The sequence below is a fragment of the Bradyrhizobium sp. BWC-3-1 genome (genome assembly GCF_032917965.1).
Lineage (GTDB): Bacteria > Pseudomonadota > Alphaproteobacteria > Rhizobiales > Xanthobacteraceae > Bradyrhizobium > Bradyrhizobium canariense_D.
Genome location: NZ_CP136625.1, coordinates 3,823,371 through 3,847,825 on the forward strand (window position 1 = coordinate 3,823,371; position 24,455 = coordinate 3,847,825).

General features: G+C 61.9%; 23 protein-coding genes. 16 read left to right on the forward strand and 7 right to left on the reverse strand.

Annotation, left to right across the window (positions count from 1 at the left end; translation table 11 throughout):
• Nucleotides 1–224: 224 nt before the first annotated feature.
• Nucleotides 225–713, reverse strand: a complete 489-nt coding sequence (locus RX329_RS18475) for a hypothetical protein (protein ID WP_317246278.1) — start codon at nt 711–713, stop codon at nt 225–227.
• Nucleotides 714–1,019: 306 nt separating this feature from the next.
• Here RX329_RS18475 and RX329_RS18480 point away from each other — a divergent pair, with 306 nt between their 5' ends.
• The 4 genes from RX329_RS18480 (at nt 1,020) to RX329_RS18495 (ending at nt 4,950) form a co-directional block, all read left to right on the forward strand.
• Nucleotides 1,020–1,865, forward strand: a complete 846-nt coding sequence (locus RX329_RS18480) for a metal-dependent phosphohydrolase (RefSeq protein ID WP_317246279.1) — start codon at nt 1,020–1,022, stop codon at nt 1,863–1,865.
• Nucleotides 1,866–1,930: 65 nt separating this feature from the next.
• Complete coding sequence (locus tag RX329_RS18485; protein WP_317246280.1) at nt 1,931–3,046, forward strand: AI-2E family transporter; 1,116 nt, start codon at nt 1,931–1,933, stop codon at nt 3,044–3,046.
• Nucleotides 3,047–3,197: 151 nt separating this feature from the next.
• Nucleotides 3,198–4,310 (forward strand): acetate kinase, encoded by a 1,113-nt coding sequence (locus RX329_RS18490; RefSeq protein ID WP_317246281.1) that lies wholly within the window; start codon nt 3,198–3,200, stop codon nt 4,308–4,310.
• A gap of 151 nt (nt 4,311–4,461) precedes the next feature.
• Nucleotides 4,462–4,950 (forward strand): potassium channel family protein, encoded by a 489-nt coding sequence (locus RX329_RS18495; protein ID WP_317246282.1) that lies wholly within the window; start codon nt 4,462–4,464, stop codon nt 4,948–4,950.
• On the opposite strand, the gene RX329_RS18500 is transcribed toward RX329_RS18495, so the two are convergent.
• Nucleotides 4,898–5,584 carry a helix-turn-helix domain-containing protein gene (locus RX329_RS18500; RefSeq protein ID WP_247362263.1) on the reverse strand — a complete coding sequence of 229 codons (687 nt, stop codon included), beginning with the start codon at nt 5,582–5,584 and terminating at the stop codon, nt 4,898–4,900. The genes RX329_RS18495 and RX329_RS18500 overlap by 53 nt on opposite strands.
• 374 nt (nt 5,585–5,958) lie before the next feature.
• Here RX329_RS18500 and RX329_RS18505 point away from each other — a divergent pair, with 374 nt between their 5' ends.
• Nucleotides 5,959–6,582, forward strand: coding sequence for a response regulator transcription factor (locus tag RX329_RS18505; RefSeq protein ID WP_317246427.1), 624 nt, complete (start codon nt 5,959–5,961; stop codon nt 6,580–6,582).
• A gap of 199 nt (nt 6,583–6,781) precedes the next feature.
• On the forward strand, nt 6,782–7,156 hold the full coding sequence (locus tag RX329_RS18510) for a response regulator (protein WP_317246283.1): 375 nt from the start codon (nt 6,782–6,784) through the stop codon (nt 7,154–7,156).
• A 12-nt stretch (nt 7,157–7,168) separates the two neighbouring features.
• Here the strand turns inward: RX329_RS18510 and RX329_RS18515 are convergent, their stop codons facing one another.
• The 3 genes from RX329_RS18515 to RX329_RS18525 are packed head-to-tail and all read right to left on the reverse strand — an operon-like array spanning nt 7,169 to nt 10,371.
• Nucleotides 7,169–7,780, reverse strand: coding sequence for an invasion associated locus B family protein (locus RX329_RS18515; RefSeq protein ID WP_317246284.1), 612 nt, complete (start codon nt 7,778–7,780; stop codon nt 7,169–7,171).
• A gap of 15 nt (nt 7,781–7,795) precedes the next feature.
• Nucleotides 7,796–8,638, reverse strand: a complete 843-nt coding sequence (locus tag RX329_RS18520) for an alpha/beta hydrolase family protein (RefSeq protein WP_317246285.1) — start codon at nt 8,636–8,638, stop codon at nt 7,796–7,798.
• A 56-nt stretch (nt 8,639–8,694) separates the two neighbouring features.
• Nucleotides 8,695–10,371, reverse strand: coding sequence for a transporter (locus tag RX329_RS18525; protein WP_317246286.1), 1,677 nt, complete (start codon nt 10,369–10,371; stop codon nt 8,695–8,697).
• Nucleotides 10,372–10,494: 123 nt separating this feature from the next.
• Between RX329_RS18525 and RX329_RS18530 the strand changes: the two genes are divergently transcribed.
• The 6 genes from RX329_RS18530 to RX329_RS18555 all read left to right on the forward strand — a co-directional run bounded on the left by RX329_RS18530 (nt 10,495) and on the right by RX329_RS18555 (nt 18,635).
• Nucleotides 10,495–11,169, forward strand: a complete 675-nt coding sequence (locus RX329_RS18530) for a YoaK family protein (RefSeq protein ID WP_317246287.1) — start codon at nt 10,495–10,497, stop codon at nt 11,167–11,169.
• Nucleotides 11,169–12,887: a SulP family inorganic anion transporter gene (locus RX329_RS18535; RefSeq protein WP_317246288.1), complete on the forward strand. Its 1,719-nt coding sequence runs from the start codon at nt 11,169–11,171 to the stop codon at nt 12,885–12,887. Before RX329_RS18530 ends, RX329_RS18535 begins: the two co-directional genes overlap by 1 nt.
• Before the next feature lie 170 nt (nt 12,888–13,057).
• Nucleotides 13,058–15,811 carry a decarboxylase gene (locus RX329_RS18540; protein ID WP_317246289.1) on the forward strand — a complete coding sequence of 918 codons (2,754 nt, stop codon included), beginning with the start codon at nt 13,058–13,060 and terminating at the stop codon, nt 15,809–15,811.
• Between the two features lie 15 nt (nt 15,812–15,826).
• Nucleotides 15,827–17,527, forward strand: coding sequence for a transporter (locus RX329_RS18545; protein WP_317246290.1), 1,701 nt, complete (start codon nt 15,827–15,829; stop codon nt 17,525–17,527).
• Nucleotides 17,528–17,558: 31 nt separating this feature from the next.
• Nucleotides 17,559–17,996, forward strand: a complete 438-nt coding sequence (locus tag RX329_RS18550; RefSeq protein ID WP_317246291.1) for a hypothetical protein — start codon at nt 17,559–17,561, stop codon at nt 17,994–17,996.
• A 171-nt stretch (nt 17,997–18,167) separates the two neighbouring features.
• Nucleotides 18,168–18,635, forward strand: a complete 468-nt coding sequence (locus RX329_RS18555; RefSeq protein WP_317246292.1) for a hypothetical protein — start codon at nt 18,168–18,170, stop codon at nt 18,633–18,635.
• A gap of 76 nt (nt 18,636–18,711) precedes the next feature.
• On the opposite strand, the gene ppk2 is transcribed toward RX329_RS18555, so the two are convergent.
• Together ppk2 and RX329_RS18565 are read right to left on the reverse strand one after the other, a co-directional pair.
• Entirely contained in the window at nt 18,712–19,512 is an 801-nt protein-coding gene (gene ppk2, locus RX329_RS18560) for a polyphosphate kinase 2 (protein WP_317246293.1), read from the reverse strand.
• A gap of 36 nt (nt 19,513–19,548) precedes the next feature.
• Nucleotides 19,549–20,001 (reverse strand): hypothetical protein, encoded by a 453-nt coding sequence (locus tag RX329_RS18565; RefSeq protein WP_317246294.1) that lies wholly within the window; start codon nt 19,999–20,001, stop codon nt 19,549–19,551.
• 181 nt (nt 20,002–20,182) lie between these two features.
• Here RX329_RS18565 and RX329_RS18570 point away from each other — a divergent pair, with 181 nt between their 5' ends.
• From RX329_RS18570 to RX329_RS18585, 4 genes are all read left to right on the forward strand, one after another.
• Nucleotides 20,183–20,593 carry a hypothetical protein gene (locus RX329_RS18570; RefSeq protein WP_007592955.1) on the forward strand — a complete coding sequence of 137 codons (411 nt, stop codon included), beginning with the start codon at nt 20,183–20,185 and terminating at the stop codon, nt 20,591–20,593.
• Nucleotides 20,586–21,818, forward strand: a complete 1,233-nt coding sequence (locus RX329_RS18575) for an HlyD family secretion protein (protein ID WP_317246428.1) — start codon at nt 20,586–20,588, stop codon at nt 21,816–21,818. Before RX329_RS18570 ends, RX329_RS18575 begins: the two co-directional genes overlap by 8 nt.
• 117 nt (nt 21,819–21,935) lie before the next feature.
• Entirely contained in the window at nt 21,936–23,279 is a 1,344-nt protein-coding gene (locus tag RX329_RS18580) for a TAXI family TRAP transporter solute-binding subunit (RefSeq protein ID WP_317246295.1), read from the forward strand.
• A gap of 148 nt (nt 23,280–23,427) precedes the next feature.
• Nucleotides 23,428–24,420: an ABC transporter substrate-binding protein gene (locus RX329_RS18585; protein ID WP_317246296.1), complete on the forward strand. Its 993-nt coding sequence runs from the start codon at nt 23,428–23,430 to the stop codon at nt 24,418–24,420.
• Nucleotides 24,421–24,455 lie beyond the last annotated feature (35 nt).

Genomic DNA, 24,455 nt, shown 5'->3' on the forward strand with positions numbered 1-24,455 from the left:
CGCGATTGACCGGACCGCCGCGGTTGGTCGAAGTGCCGGACCGCATTGCTTCTCGTGCGGCAGCGCGCGCGAAGGGACGCACTCCCGGGACGACGCCCGGTCTTGCGACGCAATGCGCGGGCTAGTCCACATATCGGCAGTATACGGCCGCGTCGGCGCTTTCAGGGCTCGCGAAGACGAGCCCGGGCACCAAGAGCGCGTGCTCAGGAAAATCCGAGGCAGATCTACCAGCCGGAATAGTAGCTCCGCCTCGCATAGTAGCCGCCATAACCGCCATAGCTACCGTAGGCGCTGTAGGCACTGGGCGGACAATATTCATAGCCGTATCCTCCGCCATAAGAGGAGTATCCGCCGCCGTAGGAGGGATATGCACCATAGTAGCCGGAACTCGCGATCGCGCCGCCGACCACAGCGCCCGCGACCACTGCACCGGAGCCCCAGCCGCGGTAGCCTCCATATCCGTAACCTCTGTAGCCATATCCGACGCCGCGATATCCCAAACCGCGATAGCCCAATCCCGCTCCGCGGTAGCCTCCGCCCCATCCGCCGCGATAACCCCAGCCTGCGTAGCGCACCTTCACCAGATCACTATCGAGCGTGGCTCTCATGGCGCCGACGTTGGTCGGCAAGGGCGCTGCTTCGCTTCCGGCTACAAAAATCATGGTGGTCGCGACAGTAAGAATTGCTGCAAATGCTCCTTTGATGAACTTCATCATATCCTCCACTGGTTTAAATCTCGACTGACCGGCGAGAGAAGAATTCCGTCACGCCGGCGGCACGGCCGTGCACGTGAAATGTTTGCGGTCGTTACCGGCTTGGCCTTGATTTGAATCAACGAGCGAGCTTGGAGGCCGTGAGCGGCTCCGGCCGGTCACGGGTCCGCTTGCCCGAGGCGCGGCACCAGATGGATCGTCCTTAGGTCGCAGAGCGCAGCGGGCTTGAAGAACCTGCGAATATCGCGAACATTAATCGCAACGGCTTGATTTGCATCGTCGACGATACCATGGCGGAGAGACCTGATGATCACAGTTCCGGAACTGGTGTCGCAAGCTCTGGGCGCGTTTCTGACAATGGAAACCAAGGACCGGTTCGGTGCCTCCCATGCCGGTCTGACCGAACTGCTTCCGTTCGCGGCCAAGCTCACCATGGAGTGCATCGGCAACAGCGATGCTCTCTATCATAACATCGAGCATACGTTGCTCGTGACCCTTGCCGGGCACGATATCCTGACGGGGCGCGCGCTGCTCCGGCCCACCACGGCAAACGACTATGCGAATTTCATTCTGGCGTGCCTTGCCCATGACATCGGATACGTCCGCGGCGTCGTTCAGGGCGATGAGGACGATCTGTTCATCGCGGACGTCACCGGCAACACGGTTCGTCTGCCGCGAGGATCGTCCGATGCGGCCCTCGCGCCATACCATGTCGATCGGTCGAAACTGTTCGTGCTGGAACGGCTGGATTCCGTTGAACAGCTGGATGCCGACCGGGTCGCCCGGGCGATCGAATATACCCGGTTTCCTTACACGATGTCTTCGAATGACAGCCTCATCGAAGAGGAGGGATTGCTGTTGCGGGCCGCCGATCTCATCGGTCAGCTCGGCGATCCCAACTATCTGAAGAAGTCGAACGCGCTGTTCTACGAGTTCGAGGAGATCGGTCTCAACAAAACCCTGGGCTACGCGACGCCGGCGGATATCGTCTACAAATATCCTCAATTCTATTGGGGCAACGTCGCTCCTCAGATCCAGCAGGCGATACGTTATCTCAATGTGACCTCGCGCGGCCGGCAGTGGATCGCGAGTCTGTACGGCAACGTGTTTCGGGCCGAGCGTGAGCTGAACCTGTCCGGACCGCAGCTGTAGGAGAGCCTGGACGCTTGATCTGGATCAAGCGCATGGCGTGAGAGCGAGGGCCAATTCGCCACAGCATGCGCGGCATGACTGAAGGCGCGACCGTGAAAACACTCCGCCAGATCTTCTCCGAAGACGAGATCATCCAGCTGGTCATCCGGCTCGGACTGCTGGCGCTCCTGCTCGTCTGGGCCTTGCTCCTGGTTCGTCCATTTGTGCCCATATTGGCCTGGAGCGTCGTGCTTGCGGCTGCGCTGAATCCGGTATTCCGGCGCCTGAGTTCTATCCTCGGTGGACGGCCGAAGCTTGCGGCGACGATCCTCACGCTCGTCAATCTCGCTGTGGTGATCGGACCCGCGACCTGGCTGGGCATGGGCGCAATCGACGGGATCACCGATCTCGCCGCCCAGATGACCGCTGGTGAACTGCATGTTCCGTCCGCGCCGCAATCTCTTAAGGAGTGGCCCATCGTCGGGCCTCAGCTGTTCGATCTCTGGGACCAGGCAACGACCAATCTCCGCTCGCTGTTGCGCGCTGTGGTGCCCTACCTGAAGCCATTCGCGGCCACCTTGCTCGGGTTTGCCGGCAATGCCGGTGTGGGGACGGTCAAGTTTCTGCTGTCGGTGGCCGTGGCGGGGGTGCTGTTACCGTATGGACCTGAGCTCGTGGCTGCGGGGCGCAGCTTTCTGTCGCGCATCGTGCCGGACCAGAGCGAGCACTTTCTGGACCTGGCGGGGGCTACGATCCGCGCGGTCGCTCAAGGCGTGATCGGCGTTGCTATCATCCAAGCCTTGCTGGCGGGAATAGGTTTCAAGCTCGCAGGCATCGCCGCCGCGGGACTGCTGGCATTCCTGGTGCTGTTGCTGTCGATCGTGCAGATCGGCGGTACCATCGTCATCCTGCCGGTCATCATCTGGATCTGGGCCGACAAGGAGTTTCCGATCGCGCTCCTGCTGACGGTGTTTCTCGTGATCGTGTCGGTGCTCGACAATATCCTGAAACCGCTCGTCATGGGCCGCGGCCTGACCACCCCGGCGCTGGTCATTCTAATTGGAGTGATCGGCGGAACTCTCTTTCACGGGATCATCGGCCTCTTCATCGGACCGATCATTCTGTCCGTTGTCTGGGAGCTGACAGTCGCGTGGATCCGGGCTGAACGTGCTGCGCCCGCACAGCTGGCGATCGAGCGTTGACCTCCATGCGCTCAATAGAAGCTCTCGGGTGAAGATACCACGACCGGTCGGAGATGGTGGTGGAAATGCCTGGCTCGCCCGCTGACGTCGCTCGGACCGTCAGGGTCGATGCGGGGCCTCGGCATGCTGCAACATTTGCCGTGTGAGTGCCATGGACACCATCCTTGTCGTCAATGCCGGATCCTCTGATCTCCGATTCCATGTCTACTCTGTCGAAGGAGAAGGCAGGCTACGGCAACGGCTCAAGGGGCAGATGAACGGCATCGGGCGCTGCCCGCGCCTGCGGGCGAGCAGGGCCGGCAGCGGTCCGCTCGCCAATCGCGCTTATCCGACCGAAGCAGTGCCGGATGTTGCGGCTGCGATGGACATCATCAGCGCCTGGTTGCAGGACGAGCTTCATATAAATCCGATTGCAGTCGGGCACCGCGTCATTCACGGCGGTACAGAGCATGACCATCCCGTCCTGATCGATCACGAAGTCCTGGCCCGTCTGGAGCGGTTGACCGCGTCGGCGCCTTTTGATCTGCCGCGAAATCTGGCGCCAATCCGTTCGATCCTGGCGAATTTCCTGGCGCCCCCGCAGGTCGCCTGCTTCGACACTGCATTTCACCGAACGCATCCTGCGGTCGCCGACCATTATGCGGTCCCTCGTACGCCCTATGCCGAGGGCGTGCGGCGCTACGGATTGCATGGTCTCGCTTACGAATATATTGCGAAGGCCTTGCCCAAGATTGCGCCGGAAATCGCGATGGGGCGGGTGATCGTCGCGCGTCTCGGGAGCGGAGCATCGATGTGCGCGCTCAGCGGTGGACGGAGCGTAGAGAGCACAATGGGCTTCACCGCGCTTGACGAATTGCCGATGGGAGCGGGGCCGTCGCAGATTGATCAGGGAGTCATGCTCAGCGGTGATATGCGTCAGCTTGAGGCAAGTGAGGATCCCAACGCGAAGTTCGCCATCGACCGTTTCGTCTATCGGATCGGTCTCAACGCGGGCATGCTCGCTGCTGCGTTGCAGGGCCTTGACGCGTTCGTCTTCGCGGCAGAGGTCGGCGAAAACTCCGCATCGCTCCGTTCGCGCGTGGCGGAGCAACTCGCATGGCTCGGTGTCGAGCTCGATGCGAAAGAGAACGCGCTGCAATCGCAGCTGATATCGTCTCCAGCGAGCCGCATCCCGGTCTACGTCGTGCCCTCCGACGAGGATATTATGATCGCCAGGCACACGCTGGCGCTGCTGATGAATGGTAACTCGGGGATGCCAAGCTAAGCGTCATGATCGGCGTTCTTGATGGCCGCGGTGTGGGCAAAGGGCGTACACGCCCGCGGCACGTTGATCTGCATCAAACACCCGCGTCATACCGCGGGCCGGATGGCAGTGCTGACCAACCAAACCCCGGCAGCGTCGGAGGGAGTTCGCGATGGCCGTCCAATTTCTGCTCGGCACTTTTATCAGCGTGATCAACATCATGATTCACGCGCTGGTGACCGTTGCAGCGATCGACATCGCGCGCACAGCGGGGTTGAAGCATACGACGCAGCCCCGATCGCACCTGATGGCGGCGATGGTTACGATAGCTGTCATTTTAATGGTTGCACACACGCTCGAGGTACTTGTCTGGGCGCTGGCTTACGCTCTGGTTGGTGCGGCACCCGAGGGGAGCGAGTTGCTGTATTTCACCTTCGTGAACTACACCACGCTGGGCTACGGGGACGTCACGCCGGTGCAGGCGTGGCGGCTGACAGGGCCGATGACCGCCATGAACGGCATTCTGATGTTCGGCTGGTCGACCGCGGTCCTGTTCGAGGTGCTGCGCAAGACCCTTGAACATCTCTCGGCAATCGCGGCGTCCGGTTTCAATTCTGGAGATCATCAAGAGCTGCGAGCTGATGCCGGTCCAGGAGCATGATCTGGCGCTGGGTATTGCCGATGAAGCCGAGGATGCCCAGGTCGTGAAGGCGGGACAGGGCGCGGGACACGGTCTCCAGGGTCAATCCGAGGTAGTCCGCGATATCGCGCCGCGACATTGGCAGGGCTAGGATCCCTGCGGCCGTTAGCCGCGTGTCCATCTCGAGCAGGAACGCCGCCACCCGCTCCAGCGAGGTCTTGCGGCCGAGCAGCAGCATGTGGTCTTCCGCATGCTGAAGGTTGTTGGTGGTCATGCTGAGCAGGTTTCGGGCAACCATGGCATCGCCTTCTGCGACGAGTTCGAGGCTCTGCCGCTTGACCAGACGCACGGTCGTGTCGACGATCGCTTCCGTTGTGAATCTATGCTCGCTGCCGTTTTCGAGCCCGAAGATGTCGCCAACCAGGTGGAATGCGCCGATCTGGCGACGCCCGTCTGAGAGGAGCTTGTAGCTTCGCACGGCGCCTGATTTGACCTGATAGACGTATTCGGCCGGCTCTTTCTCGCCGTAGATTTCGGTGCCTTTTTTATAGGTAAATTCGTTTAAACTGATGATCGGATTTGAACTGGTATTCAGGCCGAGCTCGCGGAGTGAATGATGCCGCGAGGAAGCGTCGGCAGCGTTGCGAACCAGCATGGTCAACTCCCGAACTGGTGCTGACGCGATAACCGCGAACAGCCTATCTCCATCACCGGGAATACGGAGCCGCCGATAAATCACCCTTCCCGCGAAGGTTGTTTAAGCCAAAAGCGGGCTTTGCAACCATTGTCTGTAAGTGCATTGTACCAAAGTACAGGGACGGCGATGGTGCGCTGGATGAGAAATCTGTCAGGGCGTCTGTCGGATTGCGCGGCGCAGGCTTATGTCGCGCGTTCCGGCTGAGGTCGTGCCACTGCGGGCGGGCTGCTTTCATTGATGTTGACCGCGGGGTGCGAGGCACCTTGAATTGATTCTAAGGCTTGCGCGAGCAGTTGGGAATTCTGCTTGCCAGAACAGGTCGGGAGAAAACATTGTCTGGCTTCGTCTATGTGGTCGATGACGACCCGTCGTTTCGCACTGCCATCCAGCGTCGGCTCAAGCTTGCGGGCTATGAGGTTGTGACCTACGCATCGGCGCAGCAACTGCTCGAGGATCCTCCGGGCTCCGAACATCCGGGCTGCATCCTGCTCGACGTGCAGATCCCCGGCCTGAGCGGCCCCGAGTTGCAAGCGTGCCTCGCCCAACGACCTTCGCCGTTGCCGATCATATTCCTGACGGGGCATGCCGATACCGCAACGACTGTTCGCGCGATCAAGGCTGGCGCGGAAGATTTTCTGACCAAACCAGTATCTTCGGAACAGTTGATCGACGCGATCGAGCGCGCACTGGTTCGACAAGAGGTGGTGCGCGGCCAACAGAGCCAACTGGATTCGTTTCGTTCTCGTTTGACGTCTCTGACGCGGCGCGAACGACAGGTGTTCGACCTGATCGTACGCGGTAAAATCAACAAGCAGATCGCCTATGAGCTTGGAACGACCGAACGCACGGTGAAGGCGCACCGCCACCAAGTGATGACAAAGATGGAGGTACTATCGTTTGCCGAACTGGTGTCCGCTGCCGAGCGGCTCGGCCTTCTGGATTCGGCAAAGGTGTGACGCAGGCCGGTTTTCGTGCGCTTCGTCAGGTCTGCGGCTCAGACCTGTACGATGGGACAATACGAAATGTTATTGACATAATTCGCCCTGGGCCGCCTACATACCGGCGTCATTAGCCGTCGGATTAGCGCAGGAACCTTTGCCGCGTAGCGTCGTTGCGACGCGAGTGCCAGGTTTCCAATCAGAAAGACGGGGTCCATTGTTTGCACGTAAGCCGATTTACGTCGTGGATGATGATTTATCAATGCGCCGAAGCCTAGAGCGGCTGCTTCGAAAGCACGGCTTTGATGCGGTTGCTTTTGATTCCGCGGGTGCGTTGCTTCGTCATGGCTGCATCGAAGAGGCGTGCTGCATCGTTCTGGATATCAATCTGAATGGAGAATCGGGTATCTCACTCCGCCGCAGGCTCGCCAGCGAGGGTGCCACGGTCCCCGTCATCTACATTACCGGCAACGACTGCCAGGCGAATCAGCTTGCGGCGATTCAGTCTGGGTGCGCCGCCTATCTGGCCAAGCCCTTCGCAGCAAGCGAACTCATCGACTCCATTGAACGCGCCTGCGCCGAGCATGGCTGAAGCCGCCGCTGCTCACTCCTCGATGTCCTGCTCAAGAGTCTGTGCGGGCGCGCCTTTGTGAGCCGGGCCGAACTGTGCCAGTGGCAACGATGTCGTCAGAGACAGAAGGTTGGAGTCGGTGAGTTCGAGCACGAGGACCTTGCCACGATCCATGTCGTCGATGAACTTGGGATCCGCGGCGTCGGCTGCAATGCAGGCATTGGTCAGGCACCAGGTGTAGGGCAATGACTGGGCGTTGGCCCCATCGATCGTCAGCTTGGCGGGCCTCCGCAGATACATGCCGACGGGAGCAAACACTTGCAGTCGCGCAATGGGGTCGCCGTCACGCTCGATCAGGTCCACGCGGATTGCCATCTGGCCTGTAGCAAACCGGCCCGTGATTGAAGTCCGGCACAGCGTCGGCGTTCCTCCGGGCTTCACGCAAAGCTTTTTCCAGTCGCCATAGGCGATGTCCTTGGCTTCGCGCTGCCCGCGAGATGCGATTTCGGCGGACTTTACCTCCGGAGCCGGCTTTGGCGCGGCTTCATTCTGCGCCGAAGCTGGTCCGGCAAGGGCCGCGGCGAACAATATCGACAAGCAGACGAGCGCACGCCCAGTCGAAAGTCTTGAAGTTGCTTCAATCATGTTCTGCCTCTGCGGCTATTTCTGCGCGTCAAGAAATCGCTCAACGAGCGGTGACCACATCGGGATCGTGTCGGGCGAGCCGATGAAGAAATGTCCTTCGCTGCCGAAGGGCGGCATCAGATGATATTCGGCCCTGCCGCCAGCCCCGGTGAAGGCCTCATGCATACGCTTCGACAGGGCAGGGCCGAAGAACGTGTCGTTTTCGATATAGATCCACAGCATTGGCACCCGGGAGATCCGGCCGAAATCGGCAGTCGCTTCGACGAGCTTGTCCGGCGCGCAATTGTTATTGGGTTTGCCGTCGACGCGACCGCCGCGTCCAGCCGCGAAGGTGATGATTGCTTTCACCTGCGGCGGGTTTGCGCTCGAGAGCGCAATGGAAGCCCAGCCGCCGGCGGACTGGCCGATCACCACGACGTCCGTTGGCAGAACTCGCTTCTCGGCCACCATGTAGTCGATGATCCAGAGATCGACCTGCGCCACCGCACGTCCGGCGTCGTGGAAGTTCGGATTGGTGCATTTTCCGACCTTGGAGAAGAAGGGGCCATAGAGACCGTGCTCGGGAATGTCGATGGCGGCCGCGCCGTAGCCGGTGCCGACTGGTGCGACCACGAGATAGCCGCGCTTGGCAAACCACTTGGCGGCGTCGCGGAACTCCACCAGCGGGAAGAAGCTGCGGTCAACGGGTTTGAGCGAGACACCATGGTTCATGATCGCCAGCGGGAAGGGACCATCACCGACCGGCCGCACAACGTACGCGAACATCGGCAGCGGTAGCGGCAGCGCCCAGATCTCCTCCTGGATGCGGGCGTTCTCTTCGGCGCGTGCAGGAGCAAGAAGGCACGCCAAGATGCCCAACGCTGTCGATATCCCTTTTAGGTCCAAAACGTGCCGGAGATTCACTTGCGCCTCCTTCAACCGGCAAAAGTGCTGGCCACGATGATCGGGCCGAGCACGGTCAGGACAACGTTGCCGACGGCGTAAGGCACGGCGACCCCGAGCACGGGCGTCTGGCTTTCCGCAACCTCACAAGCCCCGGTCACGGCGGCATCGACCGTCATGGCGCCCGCCAGCGCTCCGCAAATGATGACCGGGTTCATGCGGAGTACGCGATGGGCAAAGAGGGTGGTCACGATCAGCGGCACCAGCGTGACGACCAGGCCCATGCCGACCAGCAGCATGCCGTGTGACTGGATCGCGACCCAGGCCGCGTGGCCGTTGCCGAGCCCGATCGCGGCGATAAAGCCGCCAAGGCCGAGATCGCTCAGCGTCTGCTGCGCTGCAGGCGGCATTGCGCCGATGGTCGGCCGCCGCGACCGCAGCCAGCCGCAGAAGAGCCCCGCAATCAGGGCGCCGCCGCCACCTCCCAACGTCAGGGGCACTGAGCCGATCTTGACGCTCGCGAGACCGGCGAGCAGACCTACGGCAAGAAATGCGATGTCGGTACGGTCTTCGGAGCTCAGGATCTGCCCAACCTGCGAGGCCGCGCGCTCGATGTTGCGGGTGCTGCCGACCAGCGTCATGACGTCACCGACATAGACGCGGGTATCGGCGCTCAGGGGGACCTCGCGTCCCATCCGCGTCAAGGTGCGCAGGAACACGCCGCGCGCGGCGTCGCCGACGCGGTCGGCCACGTCCTTGACGGAGCGGCCGTGGAGCTTGCGATTGTCAACGAGGACGTCGACCACATTGCCTGGAAGAGCCTTCAGGATCTCGTCGGCGTCGATTTCAGTGCCAACAATCGGCTTTGCGGCGACAATGGCCGCCGTGCGACCTGCGATGACGACGTCATCGCTCGCTTCAAGCACCGTGTCGCGATGCGGTTCGACGTCAGCTCCCCCGCGTACGATCCGCTCGATCATGCTCCGGCTGCCGATCTCGTCCTCGACGGCGCCGACGGTCCGTCCCGCCGCGGTCGACACTCGATAGGCGCGGGCCTGGAATTTTCGATAATGCAGATTCTCAGTTTGTGGCGGGTTGCCACCCGAAAGCTCCGCCTCGAGCTTTGCAGCTTCCGCTTTCAGATCGATCCGCATCAATTTTGGTGCGACAAACGGCACGTACAGGAGCGTGAGGATATAGCCGAGCACGTAGGTGACGGCGTAGCCGGCCGCGATATTAGCGTCCTGCTGCTGCAGCAACTCTTTGGGCAGTCCGAGCTGGGCTAGTGCGCCAGACGCGGTGCCGATGACCGACGACTGTGTCAGGGCTCCCGCAGCAAGACCGGAAGCGGTGCCGGGACCGAGCGCGAACACATGGGCAAACATGAGAACGATGATGAGACCGGTACCACCAAGGACGAGCGCGAGCGCGACCTGAGCCAGCGTCCGGATGCTCAGCGAGGCAAAGAATTCGGGTCCGGACCGGTAGCCGATCGTGAACACGAACAGGCTGAAGAGAATGACCCTCAACAGGGAGGGGAACGTGAAGGTGCCGAGCTGCCCGATGAGAACGGCAACGATGAGCGTGCAGGCCGTGGTGCCGATTGAAAAGCCGCGGATCCGGACTCGGCCAAGAATGGTGCCCAGCGCGACCGACAGCAGCAGGAAGATTTCCGGAGCGGCGGAGATGATCCATCTGACCGTGCTCATGGGCGTGCCCTCCAGCGATTTGCGCTAAATCTGGTTCGTCAAACCCGGCGATGCTTGATTCAGATCAACCCCTGCCGGGGGGTAAGCCGCTCCCTCTTGAGCCTCACGATTTGACGTTGAGACATGAGCACGATGGATACCGCCGCTGCTTCGTCGATACGCCGCGACGAAACGGTGCCGATTGCGCTGCTGCTTGCCTTCGCGGGCGGCTATATCGACGCCTATACGTGGATCATCCACGGCGTGATGGCCAATGCCCAGACCGCAAATCTTGTGCTGTTGTGGGTCTATGGCTCGACCGGCAACTGGGCGAAAGCGCTGCATTTCGTCCCGCCGATCCTTGCATTCGCCGCCGGTATCCTGGTCGCCGCATGGCTGCGACGGGTAACCGGAGCGCGCGCCAGTGCGATCGGTACGCTGATCGAAATCCTGCTGCTGGTCACTATCGGCATTCTGCACAACCGCCTGCCGGATCTCGCGGGAACGCTTGGCATTTCCTTCGTCGCCGCCGTGCAGAGCGCCGTCTTCACGAGGGTCGAGGGCGTGGTCTACAGCTCGGTCATGATCACGGGCAACATGCGGCAGGCGATTGAAGGGCTGTTCGCTGCGGCCTCCGGCAATGGGACGCTCCGTCCCCCCGGCATTTTCGCTACTTTATGCGTCACCTTCGGTCTCGGAGCGGCTGTGGGCGGCTTCGCGACCAAGCAAATCCCGAATCTGGCGCTCGGTCTCCCCGTGATCGCACTGCTCGTCGTGCTGTTGCTCTGCGAAGTCTCAAGCGAGGAAGGCAGGCTCTGATGTCTTCCGGACGGAAATGGCGCTGGCTCTTCCTGTTTCCGCCCGCAACCTGGCTGACGCAGTACCAAGGCGCCTGGCTGCGTTCGGACGCCATCGCCGGCATTACGCTTGCCGCTTACGCCATTCCGGTGTCGCTGGCGTATGCCACGCTGGCGGGCCTGCCGCCCCAGATCGGCATCTACGGCTACATGCTCGGCGGCATCGGCTATGCGCTGTTGGGCTCGTCGCGTCAGCTGGCAATCGGTCCGACATCCGCGATCTCGCTGATGATTGCGGCCAGCGTGGGGAGGCTGGCCGGCGGAGACGCGGCCAGATATGCCGAGATCGCGAGCCTGGCCGCATGCGCAGTGGCGCTGCTTTGTCTGATCGCTTGGTTGTTCAAGCTCAGCGTCTTGGTCCGTCTGGTGAGCGACAGCATTCTGGTCGGTTTCAAGGCCGGCGCGGGCCTCACGATCATCATGAGCCAGTTGCCGAGCCTGTTCGGCGTCGCCGGAGGCGGTCACAATTTCTTCGATCGCGCCATCAAGCTCGCCGGCCAGCTCGGCGGCATCAATTGGCTGGTGCTGGCGATCGGAGCCATCGCCCTCTTGTCCTTGCTTGTGGGAGAGCGATGGCTGCGGGGAAAGCCGGTCGGGCTCACGATCATGGCGCTATCGATCATGCTGGCGACACTGCTTGGCTTTCCGTCGCTTGGCGTGCCGGTGACCGGCAAAATTCCCGAGGGATTACCGGCGATCGGATTACCCAGCTTTGGTCTATTGGAGCCGGATGACCTCTTCCCCTTGGCCGCGGGATGCGTCCTGTTGGCCTATATCGAAGGTGTGTCCGCCGCGCGCAGCTTTGCAGCCAAGCATGGCTATGCCCTTGATGTCCGGCAGGAGTTTTTGGGGCTCGGCGCGGCCAACCTCGTCACCGCGTTTGGCCACGGCTACCCAGTGGCCGGCGGGCTGTCGCAATCTGCGGTCAACGACAATGCAGGGGCGCGGACGCCACTGGCGCTGATGATTTGTTCGGTGACGCTGGCGCTGTGCCTGCTGTTCTTCACGGGAGCCCTGACGAATCTGCCCAAGGCGGTGCTGGCGGCGATCGTCTTTGCTGCGGTCTACAGACTGGTGGATATCCGCGCGCTGTTGCGGATGTGGCAAGTCAGCCGCATCGACTTTTACGCTGCGGCGATTGCGCTGGTGTCCGTGTTGCTCCTGGGGATCTTGCAAGGCGTCCTGCTGGCCGCGATTGCGTCGATTGTCCTGCTCCTGGCGCGGGCCTCACGTCCGAATGTCGCTTTCCTCGGCCAGCTTCCGGGCACCGGCCGTTACTCCGACGATGCGAGGCACGAAGGCGTTGAGCCATTGGTCGGCATCATCGCCTTTCGACCGGAAGCCTCGCTGCTTTACATCAATGCTGAAACCATCCTGGACACGGTTTCGGATGCCTTGCTGAAGGCAGCCGATATCAAGCTGGTGGTCTGCGATCTCTCCGCTTCACCCTACATCGATTTGGCAGGGGCCCGCATGTTGCACGACCTTTACGACAAACTCGCCTCGGCGCATATCGCCTTCTGCATCGTCGGCGCGCACGCACAATTGCGCGATCTGCTGCGGGCGGAGGGATTGGCGGAAAAGACCGACAGTGCGGCTTGGCTCCGCTCGGTCGACAGCGTGCTCGGTGAGAACAAGCAATCGTCTGATCCGATATCGCTATTGCCCACCCAGCTCTGATCCGATCTCCCGCCCGAAGTCGGTCGCGCGCAGCCACTTCTGGGGATATTGCATCGCGAGGTACATCGCACCTTCTCCAAGATGCGCGTCCGTTGACTTGGATCAATAGACCGACGTGAGCGGGCATCACGATCCCGGCTGAGACATCGCAAAAAGATCCGGAGAAAGACATGTCCAAGGACGCCAAGGCTGCAGAAAAGCGCATCGATCAGTTCATTTCCGGGCCCGGCGGCCGGGCGGACGACTGGCGCGATCTGGTTGAAGCGGCCAAGGTATGGGCGCGCGGGGGCGACCGCGCCAAGTATGATGCGGCGCTGGCCGATCTCTCCGTCATAGAGGAGTTTCACGGCTATCCCGGGCTGCAATTGATGGCGGCGCTGCGGGAGGCCGCCTCAGGGGGGGATGCGGCGGGTTCACTGAGCCTTGCGACGCGCATCACGCAGGCCCTGATGACGAGATCCTTCCGCCAGCATGCCGGCGATTGGAATCCCGAGGACGACGGCAGTGGCGATGCGCCCGAGCTTGTGTCCTCGACTTTCGGCTCACATGCAGCCCGACGGCCCTATTTCGAAACGCTGGTCGTCACCGGCGTCTCCTCCGACAAATGGCCAGCACTTGCCGCCGAATGGCGCAAGCTGCGGCGCCCGGTCGATTCTTTCGTCTATGAGCCGGTGATCGTCGGCAGCCTCGAAGACGCCTTCTGCGCGACGATGCTCAACCCCAATATCGCCGCCGTCGTCATCAACGAAGGGTTCGGCCTGCGCTCGCGTCACGATGCGCCGATACTCCGCACCGTGACCGCCGCCGCGGGCATCAATGACGAGGCGGACGCGTCCGCGCTCCGGCTAGCGCACGTCATCAAGCGGGTACGTCCCGAGCTCGACATCTATCTGATGTCGAATCGCGACGTGGAGACAATGGCTGGGAACCCCGAGGCCAATGTGGTTCGGCGGATATTCTACTCCATCGAAGAGCTCCTCGAGCTCCATCTCTCCATCCTCGAAGGGATCCAGGATCGCTTCGACACACCGTTCTTCGACAATCTCAAGAAATACGCGCAACGCCCGATCGGGACGTTCCATGCGCTGCCGATCGCTCGCGGCAAATCTGTCTTCAGGTCGGACTGGATCCGCGACATGGGCGAATTCTACGGCCTGAACCTGTTCCTGGCCGAAAGCAGCGCGACCACCGGCGGCCTCGACAGCCTGCTGGAGCCGACAGGCACCATCAAGAGAGCTCAAGACAAGGCGGCACGCGCGCTCGGCGCCGATCGCGTGTTCTTCGTGACCAACGGCACCTCGACATCCAACAAGATGGCGGTGCAGGCGCTGCTCGGGCCGGGCGACATCGCGATCGTGGATCGTAATTGCCACAAGTCGCACCATTACGGCATGGTTCTGGCCGGCGCCCAACCGATCTATGTCGAAGCGTTCCCGATGACCGAGTATTCGATGTACGGCGCGGTGCCGCTGCAGACCATCAAGCAGGCCCTGCTGAATGCGAGGGCCGATGGCCGGCTGGACCGCGTCAAGATGCTGGACCTGACCAACTGCACCTTTGACGGCCACATCTACAACACCCGCCGGGTGATGGAGGAATGCCTCGCGATCAAGCCCGATCTGATCTTCCTGTGGGATGAGGCCTGGTTCGGCTTTGCACGCTTCTCGCCGTTCCTGCGGCGGCGGACAGCGATGGGCGCCGCGAACGAGATCGAGGCCTGGATGCACGACTCGAAATCGGTCGCGGCTTACGAGAAGCAGCAGGCCTACCTCGGCAAGAACCCGTCGGACGAGGTGCTGCTCAAGACCCGACTGATCCCGGACCCGCGCCAGATACGCTTGCGGGTCTACCAGACCAACTCGACCCATAAGTCGATGTCGGCGATCCGGCAGGGTTCGATGCTGTCGGTCAAGGACGTCGAGTTCCACACCGTCGAGCAGCAGTTCAAGGAGGCGGTGTTTACGCACGCGTCGACCAGCCCCAACCAGCAACTTATCGCGAGCCTCGATGTCTCGCGGCGCCAGATGGAGCTTGAGGGCTACGGTCTCGTCGCCAACGCGATCGAAATTGCGTTCGCGATCCGCAAGGCGGTCAATAACAATCCACTGATCTCCAAATACTTCCGGATTCTCGGTGCGGACGCGATGGTGCCGGCGCAGTACCGCCAGAGCGGGTTTACCGACTATCTGGCCGCCGGCACGAACTGGGCGAACGTCGTGAAGAGCCTGGACGACGACGAGTTCTGCCTCGACCCGACCCGGATGACGTTGGTCTGCGGCACCGCCGGCTACGACGGTACGCAGTTCAAGGGAATCCTGGCCAACGAGTACAACATCCAGATCAACAAGACATCGCGAAACTCGGTGTTGTTCCAGTCCAACATCAACAATACCCGCAGCGACGTCGCGCATCTGGTGAGGGTGTTGGCCGAAATCGCGGGCGAGGTCGATCGCGGACTGGTTCAGGGTGGCGCCAATGCGAAGAAGACCTTCGATGCGCGGGTGAAGAGCCTGATGACTGATGTGCCCGATCTGCCGAACTTCTCGCACTTCCACGACAGTTTCCGTGGCGATGCCGGCACCAAGACCAACGAGGGTGACATCCGTAGCGGCTTCTACTCGGCCTATGACGCGGCGGGATGCGAATATATCCGGCTCGGCGATTCCGAGATCGACCGTCGCCTCAAGGCCGGTCCCGACCTCGTCTCTGCCAGTTTCGTGATCCCGTATCCGCCGGGCTTCCCGATCATGGTGCCGGGGCAGGTCATCACCCAGGAAACCATCGACTTCATGCGCAAGCTCGATGTGAAGGAAATCCACGGCTACGACGCCAAGGAAGGGCTGAAGCTCGTACGTGCCGAAGCCCTGGCGAAGATTGGCCGGCCCAAGCCCGGCGCCGCGCCGAAGCTGAAGGCTGCATCGTAATAAAAGGGGACGGACATGCAGAGCTTTTTCACGTTCTTGCAGCAGAACCCGTTTCTGTTGCTGTTCTTCGTCGTTGGCCTCGCCGTCTGGATCGGCCGGGCCAGCATTAAGGGTTACGGCCTCGGCATGGTCGCCGGCGCCATCGTGGTGGGCGCTGGCTTATCTGTGTGGGCGTCGATCTATGGCGTGAAGCTCGAATTGAACAACTTTGCCAAGAGCCTGTTCTACTACCTGTTTATGTATGGCGTCGGCCTGCGTGTCGGCCCGTCCTTTATCAACAGCCTGAAGGGGGATGGGCTCAAATTCTGCATCCTGGCCCTCGTGTCGAGCGTGCTCGGTCTGGCGCTTGTCGTCATATGTGCAAAGCTTTTCGCACTGCCGATCGGAGCTGCCGGTGGCATGCTGGCGGGGTCGCAGACCATGTCGGCCGCGATCGGTTCGGCCGAGCAGGCCATCACCTCCGGCGTTGTCAAGCTGCCTGAAGGCATGAAGCCCGAGGACGCGTCTGGCATGATCGCGCTGTCCTACGGCATCACCTACATCTGGGGCACCGTGGGCATCATCCTGATCTGCAAGTACCTGCCGCGCTGGTGGGGCGTCGACGCCAAGGCGGCAGCCAAGCAGTACGAGCAGGAGTTCGGCGTCAAGGACCTCGAGGGTGGCGGCCTGACCGGTTACCGGCAGTTCGGCCTCCGTGCCTACCGGCTCGACAATCCGGCCCAGGTCGGCATGAGCATTGCCAAATTCCGCACGATGAACCCCGAATACCGCATCGTCAACGTGCTGCGGCGCGGAGAACCCCAGGGCGCCGATCCCGAACTCGTTCTGCAAAAGGGCGACGTCGTCGCGCTCGGCGGCGCGACTGAACATCTGACCGACAAGATGGGCCTGATTGGTCCCGAGGTTGCCGATGCCAAGGCGCTCGGCATTCCCATGGATCAGGCGGACATCCTCGTCACCAACAAGGAGATGGCCGGACGGACCTTTGAATCCTTCCGAGACACGGCCATTGCCGGCCAGTTGCAGGTCACCAAGGTAGAGCGTGGCGGCGTGCAGATCCCCGCCGGTCTCAAGACCGAGTTGCAGCGGATGGACATCGTCTCGGTGGTTGGCATCAAGTCGGCCGTCAACGAGCTCGGCGAGATGTGGGGACGCATTGCGCGGACCAACACCTCGACCGATCTGTTGACGCTCGCCTCCGGCATGATCATCGGTTTCCTGATCGGCATGATCGAATTTCCGGCCTTCGGTGCCAAGATAGGCCTCGGCAATGCCGGTGGATTGTTGCTGTCCGGCGTGATCGTCTCGTCGCTGGTTTCCCGGCTGCGCTTCTTCGGCAACACGCCGAACGCGGCGCGCAATGTGCTCGAGGATCTCGGTCTCGTGGTCTTCGTCGCCATCGTCGGCATCAATGCCGGCGCCGGACTACTGGCGCAGCTGACCGGGGCCGTGGCGTTGAAGATCTTCGTTGCCGGCTTCATTGCCTGCACGATTCCGCCGTTCATCGTCTGGGCGATCGGCTTCCACGTCTTCAAGATCAACCCGGCCGTGCTGATGGGCGGCGTCGCCGGTGCGCGGTCTCACTCCGGGCCGTGCCGTGAGGCCGCGGTGGAAATCCAGAGCTCCGTGCCCTGGATCGGCTTCCCGGTCGGCTACGCAGTATCAGGCATTCTGCTCACCGTGTTCGGCTACTTCGCAATGATCCTGGCTCAATAGCTCGGCGTCACAACCAGAGGAAATAAAACTCATGAGAAAAGTCGCTATCTATGCCGCCCTGGTCGCCTCGCTGGCATGCGTCGCCGGATTCAGCACGCCATCGCGGGCAGAGACCGGCCAAGTTGCCGTTGTCTTCACCAAGGGTGGCTTCATCGTTGGCGTCGGTGGGGGCGAGGGCGTTCTGCTGTATCGCGGCCACAAATACCCCTTCACCGTCTCGGGCATGAGCGTCGGCTTCACCATCGGCGCTTCGACCACCAAACTGGTCGGTCGTGCCCTCAACCTGAGGGGGCCGGAGTCGCTCGAAGGCTCCTACGCTGTCGGCGGTGCGGGCGGTGCCATCGCCGCCGGCGCAGGTGCCGTTCAGCTGCAAAACGGCAACGGCGTGATTCTGCAGCTTAGCGGGCCGAAGGTCGGTGCCGAGCTGTCAGCCGCTGTGGGGGGCGTGACGATAGCTTTGAAGCGGTAGAGCCGCAGTCGCGCCGCTTCGGCGGTCGCGGCGCTCTAGCTGAATGGCGCTGCTTTTCTCATGCACGTAAGTCGGGAAGCGGCCGCAAATCAGTGCCAGGTCGGGTGCAACCGCGTTCCGCGAGGCATCGTCGAAGCGGATCACGGCACCCATATCGAGGGAGGACATGCCATGTTTCGTTATCTTCTCGCTCTGGCTGCGGCCTTCGTTCTTCTCACAGCCACGCTCATTCCAGATGACGCCTACGCCCGCCGGGGCGGCGGTGGTGGCTATCGCGGAGGTGGAGGGGGCATGCGCGCCGGAGGTTTTCATGGCGGTGGCTATCGTGGCGGCGCCGTTCACGCGGGGCGGATCCATGGCGGAGGCGGACGCCATTACGCAGGAGGTCCGCGGCCGAGCCATCCGATCGCCGGTCGTCCGGGTCGTCCTGGTTACCCCGTTGCGGGCCGTCCCGGCCGCCCCGTCGCCGGCTATCCCGGCGGCTATCCGCGATATGGCTACCGAGGCGCGGTTTACGGAGCTGCTGCCGTCGGTGCGGCCGCGGCGGGCGCCTACGGGTACTACAATAACAACTACAACAATGGTTGTTATCAGGACACGTACGGCAATTGGGTTTGCCCCAACCAGTACCCCTATTAAAGGAAAGTGCTGCTGACGGGTCCAGCGGACCCTCAGCAGCATGGTCAGGTGATCGGGCCGAGCCGGGAGCGCGGCGTCAATATCGCTCGCTAACGAAGTTCATTCCACGCAGGCCGGCCTGGTCATTGTAGCGTCCTTTGTCGGAACGCTTCGGCAGCCTCACCTTGTCCTTCTTGATCCGCTTGTGCGGGATAGCCTCCAGGATGTGCGCGATACAGTTCAGCCGCGCCCGCCGCTTGTCGTTGGAGCGAATGATGTACCAAGGCGCGTCCTTCGTGCTCGTCTTCTTGAGCATCAGGTCGCGCGCGCGCGAATAATCATACCAGCGCTTGAAGGATTCCAGGTCCATCGGACTCAACTTCCATTGCCGCACCGGATCGTCGATGCGGGCGTTGAAGCGGCGCTCCTGCTCCTCCATCCCGACCTCGAGCCAGATCTTGATCAGAATGATGCCACCGTCGATGACGTACTTTTCCATCTGCGGGCAGAGCGCGAGGAAACGATCGTGCTCGGCGGGCGAGCAGAATCCCATGACATATTCGACGCCGGCGCGATTGTACCAGCTCCGGTCGAAGATCACGATCTCGCCCCCGGCCGGAAACTGCTTCATGTAGCGCTGGAAGAAAAGCTGCGTCTTTTCGCGATCCGATGGCGCCGGCAGCGCCACCACCCGGAATACGCGCGGGCTGACCTTTTCTGTGATCGCCTTGATCGTGCCGCCCTTGCCGGCAGCGTCGCGGCCCTCAAACAAGACGATCACTCGAAGCCTATTTTCCTTCACATAATCCTGGAGATGGCAAAGCTCGATCTGGAGCTTTTCGAGCTCCTTCTCGTAGTCCTTGCGCTTCATCCGCTCTGAGGCTTCATCCTTTGCCATGCCGCTCCGCCTTCTCTTAGCTCGGCCGAAACGTGATCAATCGCCCCAGGAAATGATGACGCCGATGTCGCCGGGCACGCCGCCGGGAAAATCGATGACCTGATAGCCGATGCGATAGCCGCGAGGCTTGAGGTATTCGGCCCAGAGCTCGAAGATCTCTTTTGGAATTCCCGTCAGCGTTTTCTCCCAGCCAGCCTCCATTTGGTTGATCGCGCGGCCCCTGTCGGTGCACAGGGTGTTCGGGAAGCGATAGACCTGCACTTCGGTCAGGCCGTTGCGAACCGCGCGCTGGATGATGGTCGAGGCGAGCTTGATTTTCTCCTCCTCGGATTTGCCGGACGGTTTGCTCAGCCGTTCGATCAAGTCGCGTTTCTCGGCTTCGGCCGCGGCGGCGAGGCGAACATATTCCTCGGCCTTTCTGGCTTCCTCGAGCGCAGCTTCCTTGCGAATTTGCAGTGCGTTGGGAATGAGCTCATCGATGCCGGGCATGATTGGTGCGTTCCTGGCTTGCTGTGGGATCGGAGTCAGGGCTAAGCTAGGTTTCGCGCCGTTCGGACCTTTGATTCATATCAAGCAATTTTCTCACCTGCGCGGCCACGGTAACGAACCGGCGCGAAAACCGCCCTGATCCCTTCCGTGGAGGCGACCATTGAGCGAGCAACTTCATCCGATGGCTCCGCATCATCTGCCGTTCTATCTCGCGCCGGGAAGTGGCACGGACGTGTTGATGGTGGTGATGGGGATCTTCCTGATCGGCACCGTACTCTGGGTTGGCACGCTCTATTGGAAGCTGCACAGCCTGCCGGAACGAATGGCCCACAAGTCGCAGAAGCTTCAGTTCGAGATCGTGGCCGTGCTGGGCATCATCTCGCTCTTTACGCACATGCACATTTTCTGGGTGGCCGGCCTTCTGCTAGCGATGATCGACTTGCCAGATTTCGGCACGCCGCTACGGAGTATCGCAGGCTCGGTCGAGAGGATCGCCGACGCCGCGCCCGGCGAGGGTCGCGAGCCAGAACTCCCCAGCTTGCCGCCGGTTGAAAAGCCGATCGTCAAGGGAAAGGAACACAGCCATGTTTGAGCTCATGTTCTGCTCCCTCCTGACCATCCTGCCGGACTACCTCTACCGCCGCTATGCTCAGGGCAAACGTTTCGGCAAGGAGATCACCTTCTTTTCCATCTGGTATGAATTGCGATGGGGCATTACCGGCTGCCTGATGCTGACGATTTCGCTGGTCACGATGATCTTCTACTTTCACCCGTCAACGACCTCGGCCGCGCTCTATTTTCGGACGGTCCCCATCCTTCCTGAAGGCTCCGGCCGCGTCGCGGAAGTCAATGTCGGCTACAGCGAGGCGGTGAAGAAGGGCGACGTGCTGTTCAGGCTGGACAGTTCAAAGCAGAAGGCAGCTTTGGAGACGGCCACGCGCAAGATCACCGAGGTGGACGCCGCGATGACAAGCGCCGAAAACGACGTGGTCAAGGCCGAAGCGCAGATCCAGGAAGCGAAGGCCAGCCTTCAGCAGGCGAAGGACGAGCTGGACGTCAAGACGGAGTTGCAGCGCCGCAACCCCGGTATCGTACCGCAACGCGATATCGAGAAACTGCAGGTCGTGGTCAGCCAGCGGCAGGCTGGCGTGGACGCGGCCACCGCGTCCAAGACGTCATCGACGTTGCGGCTTTCAACGCTCTTGCCAGCCGAAAAGGCGAGCGCCCAGGCGGTCCTGGCTGAAGCGCAGGTCGATCTCGACAAGACCTTCGTTCGCGCCGGCGTCGACGGGCGGGTCGAACAGTTCCTCGTTCGGACTGGCGATCTCGTTGCCCAGATCATGCGACCAGCCGGCGTGTTGATACCGGCGGATGCCGGCAGGGGTAGGCTGCAGGCCGGGTTTGGACAGATTGAAGCGGGGGTGGTGAAGGTAGGGATGGTCGCAGAAGCGACCTGCATCTCCAAGCCATGGGTCATCATTCCGCTCATTGTCACCGATGTGCAGGATTACATCGCCGCCGGCCAGGTCCAGGCTGGCCAGGAATTGATTGAAGCTCAGAATGCACGTAAGCCGGGTTCGATCCTCGCCTTCTTGGAGCCGCTTTACAAGAGCGGCCTCGAAGGCGTGACGCCGGGCAGCAGTTGCATCGTCAATGCCTACACCAGCAATCATGAGGAGATCTCAGCCAAGGAGACCAGTACCAGCCGCGCCATTGCCTTGCATGTCGTGGACGGTGTCGGGCTGGTGCATGCGCTGCTGCTGCGCATCCAGGCGCTGCTGCTGCCGATCAAGACGCTCGTGCTCAGCGGGCACTGACTGGGTTCGATCTCGGCTTGAATCGCACTCCGGTTCAGCAATAGGCCGCAGTTGAGCCGGGCGGGGCGTCAATGAGCCCGTGCGGCCGCCGGACGTCCGATTCACTGTGAGCGCCACATGGTCCCTACAAAGATGCCGATCTGGCTTCGATCCTTCATTGTAGCCAGCGCTGTCGTGCTCGTGGTTGGAGCTGGCCTGTTCGGCTACCGGTGGTACTCTCGCCCCACGACGCTGACCATCGCCGTTGGATCGCTGGACGGTGAGGCCGCGCGTCTGGTCTCGGCACTGGCCAGCCGGCTTGCCGTGGTGAACGCCCCGGTCCGGCTCAGGCTGGTGGAAACGACCAATGCGGTTGATGCTGCCGAGCAGTTTGCGGCGGAAAAGGTCGAGCTTGCTGTCGTCCGCGGCGACGTCGGCGACCTGTCGCAGGCGCAGGCCATCGTGGTTCTCGCCCACGCCGTTGTCCTGCTGGTTGCGCCGCCGGGCTCTTCCATTACCGAAATCGCTGGTCTGAAGCGCACCAGCGTCGGCGTGATCGGCGGCGAGATGAATCGCAAGGTCGTCGACGTCCTCAGCGACGAGTACGGCCTTGGACGCGCCAACGTGACATTCCGCAATCTCCAACCGGCAGACGCGCGGCGGGCACTCGATGCCAAGGAGGTACGGGCGATTCTGATCGTCGTTCCTCTTGCCGAAAAGTATCTGGCCCTCTTGCGCGGCCTCTTTCTGCAGACGCCGAAGACCGCGCCGGTCCTCCTTCCCGTCGAGGCGGCTGGTGCCATCGCGGAAAAGCAGCGCGCCTATGAAAGCTTCGATGTCCCGAAGGGCACGCTGCGCGGTTCGCCGCCTGTCCCGAGCGAGGATCTCACCACGCTGCGGGTTTCGTTCTATGTGGTCGCACAAAAGCAGCTCAGCGCAGAGGTGGCGGGCAGCCTGGCCGACGCGCTGATGAAGGCGCGCAGGGACCTGCTCGGCGAATTGCCGATCCTCTCGCAAATGACCGCGCCGAGCACGGATTCGGACGCCTTCCTCCCGGTTCATCCTGGCGCCGCAGCATTCTACAACGGAACGCAGCAGAGCTTTCTGGACGAATGGGGAAACGCGATCTTCCTCGCGCCCATGATTTTCGGCGGCCTCATCTCCGTATTGGCGGCGGCTTGGAAATTCCTTCAGGTGCGTGATCCCTCTAAAGACGAACGGGGCCTGGACTTGCTGTATGCGCTGGGCGCGCGGATACGCAGGACGGAGGCGGAGGCCGAACTGTCCGATATCGAGGTCGAGATCGACCGGGTGCTCCAGGGCCAGCGCGCCAAGGCCGCTGCAGGAGACGAGAATGCGCTCGATGTCACGACATTGAATGTCGCTGCGCATCGTCTTCAAAGCTTGATTCACGACCGTCGGATCCTGCTGTCCGCGCACGGACATGAGCAAGCGCTCGGTCAGCCAGTTGACCGCACCTGACGGTGGTCACTCCAGATCAAGTCGAATCACGGCCGAACCCAAGCTCAGCTACCTTGATCTTGATCAAGCCCTCCGCCGCCAGCCCCGCTTCCTTCAGCAATCGCGTCATGCGAAAGGTGCGGGACATTCGGGGGATTGCGGACGGGCAATGAAGCGCCGTGAGTTCATGGCCTTGGTCGGGGCCGCAGCTGCTTGTCCGGTTTTCGCGCGCGCTCAGGACGGGGCACCGCGGCCGATGCCGTCGGTCGGCGTGCTGACCGGCAATTTGGTGGGCGATGGCGGCGCTCAGATGCGCGTCGATGCCTTTCAGCAGGGTCTCGCCGATCTCGGCTGGATCGCCAATCAGAACTACCGACTCGATGTGCGCTGGCCGGGCCCCAATCCGACATGGCAGGAACGTGAGGCTCGCGAACTTGTTGCCGCCGGACCCCACGTGCTGTTTGCGACCAGCACGGCGACGACACGGGCGTTGCGGGCTGCAACGCAGGTCATTCCGATCATCTTCGCCGGGCTCTCGGACCCGGTCGGGACAGGCCTCGTCGTCGATCTGGCAAGGCCGACCAGCAATGTTACCGGTTTTTCGCTCTACGAGCACGCCATGAGCGGGAAGTGGCTGAGCCTGTTGAAGGACTTGGTGCCCAGCATGAGCAATGCGGTGCTTCTGTACAATCCCGAGACCGCGCCATATGCGCCGCTTTATCTTCAGGCCGCGCACCAGGTGGAAAGTCGCCTGCGAATGACGGTTACCGGCGTCGCCGTCCGCAGCAGCGCCGAGATCGCGGGGGTCATCGACACGGCGGCGCGGAATGGCAGCGGGATCGTCGTGCTGCCGGATGGCGGTTTCTTCAGTACTCAGAGCGCCATCGCAATCCCGTTGCTGGCCCAGCGCCGCGTGCCGGCGATCTTCGCCGTCCGCTTCTATGCTGTGAATGGCGGGCTGATGTCTTACGGTGCCGACCTGACGCAGCAGTTTCGCGATGGCGCGGGCTATGTTGCTCGTATCCTCCGCGGGGCCGATATCCGCAGTCTCCCGGTGCAATTCGCCACGAGGTTCGATCTCGTCATCAACATGAGAGCCGTTCACGCCCTCGGACTGGCGATCCTGGAACGTTTGCTGATGGAGGCCGAGCTGATCGACTAGCTCGTTCGGCGCGCTGTGGGAGACGAGACACCGTT

Bases quoted from the DNA above. Each gene is read 5' to 3' on its own strand.
- RX329_RS18475 (WP_317246278.1), bottom strand. From the start codon at position 713: ATGAAGTTCATCAAAGGAGCATTTGCAGCAATTCTTACTGTCGCGACC.
- RX329_RS18480 (WP_317246279.1), top strand. From the start codon at position 1,020: ATGATCACAGTTCCGGAACTGGTGTCGCAAGCTCTGGGCGCGTTTCTG.
- RX329_RS18485 (WP_317246280.1), top strand. From the start codon at position 1,931: ATGCGCGGCATGACTGAAGGCGCGACCGTGAAAACACTCCGCCAGATC.
- RX329_RS18490 (WP_317246281.1), top strand. From the start codon at position 3,198: ATGGACACCATCCTTGTCGTCAATGCCGGATCCTCTGATCTCCGATTC.
- RX329_RS18495 (WP_317246282.1), top strand. From the start codon at position 4,462: ATGGCCGTCCAATTTCTGCTCGGCACTTTTATCAGCGTGATCAACATC.
- RX329_RS18500 (WP_247362263.1), bottom strand. From the start codon at position 5,584: ATGCTGGTTCGCAACGCTGCCGACGCTTCCTCGCGGCATCATTCACTC.
- RX329_RS18515 (WP_317246284.1), bottom strand. From the start codon at position 7,780: ATGATTGAAGCAACTTCAAGACTTTCGACTGGGCGTGCGCTCGTCTGC.
- RX329_RS18525 (WP_317246286.1), bottom strand. From the start codon at position 10,371: ATGAGCACGGTCAGATGGATCATCTCCGCCGCTCCGGAAATCTTCCTG.
- RX329_RS18530 (WP_317246287.1), top strand. From the start codon at position 10,495: ATGAGCACGATGGATACCGCCGCTGCTTCGTCGATACGCCGCGACGAA.
- RX329_RS18535 (WP_317246288.1), top strand. From the start codon at position 11,169: ATGTCTTCCGGACGGAAATGGCGCTGGCTCTTCCTGTTTCCGCCCGCA.
- RX329_RS18540 (WP_317246289.1), top strand. From the start codon at position 13,058: ATGTCCAAGGACGCCAAGGCTGCAGAAAAGCGCATCGATCAGTTCATT.
- RX329_RS18545 (WP_317246290.1), top strand. From the start codon at position 15,827: ATGCAGAGCTTTTTCACGTTCTTGCAGCAGAACCCGTTTCTGTTGCTG.
- RX329_RS18550 (WP_317246291.1), top strand. From the start codon at position 17,559: ATGAGAAAAGTCGCTATCTATGCCGCCCTGGTCGCCTCGCTGGCATGC.
- RX329_RS18555 (WP_317246292.1), top strand. From the start codon at position 18,168: ATGTTTCGTTATCTTCTCGCTCTGGCTGCGGCCTTCGTTCTTCTCACA.
- ppk2 (WP_317246293.1), bottom strand. From the start codon at position 19,512: ATGGCAAAGGATGAAGCCTCAGAGCGGATGAAGCGCAAGGACTACGAG.
- RX329_RS18565 (WP_317246294.1), bottom strand. From the start codon at position 20,001: ATGCCCGGCATCGATGAGCTCATTCCCAACGCACTGCAAATTCGCAAG.
- RX329_RS18570 (WP_007592955.1), top strand. From the start codon at position 20,183: ATGGCTCCGCATCATCTGCCGTTCTATCTCGCGCCGGGAAGTGGCACG.
- RX329_RS18575 (WP_317246428.1), top strand. From the start codon at position 20,586: ATGTTTGAGCTCATGTTCTGCTCCCTCCTGACCATCCTGCCGGACTAC.
- RX329_RS18580 (WP_317246295.1), top strand. From the start codon at position 21,936: ATGGTCCCTACAAAGATGCCGATCTGGCTTCGATCCTTCATTGTAGCC.
- RX329_RS18585 (WP_317246296.1), top strand. From the start codon at position 23,428: ATGAAGCGCCGTGAGTTCATGGCCTTGGTCGGGGCCGCAGCTGCTTGT.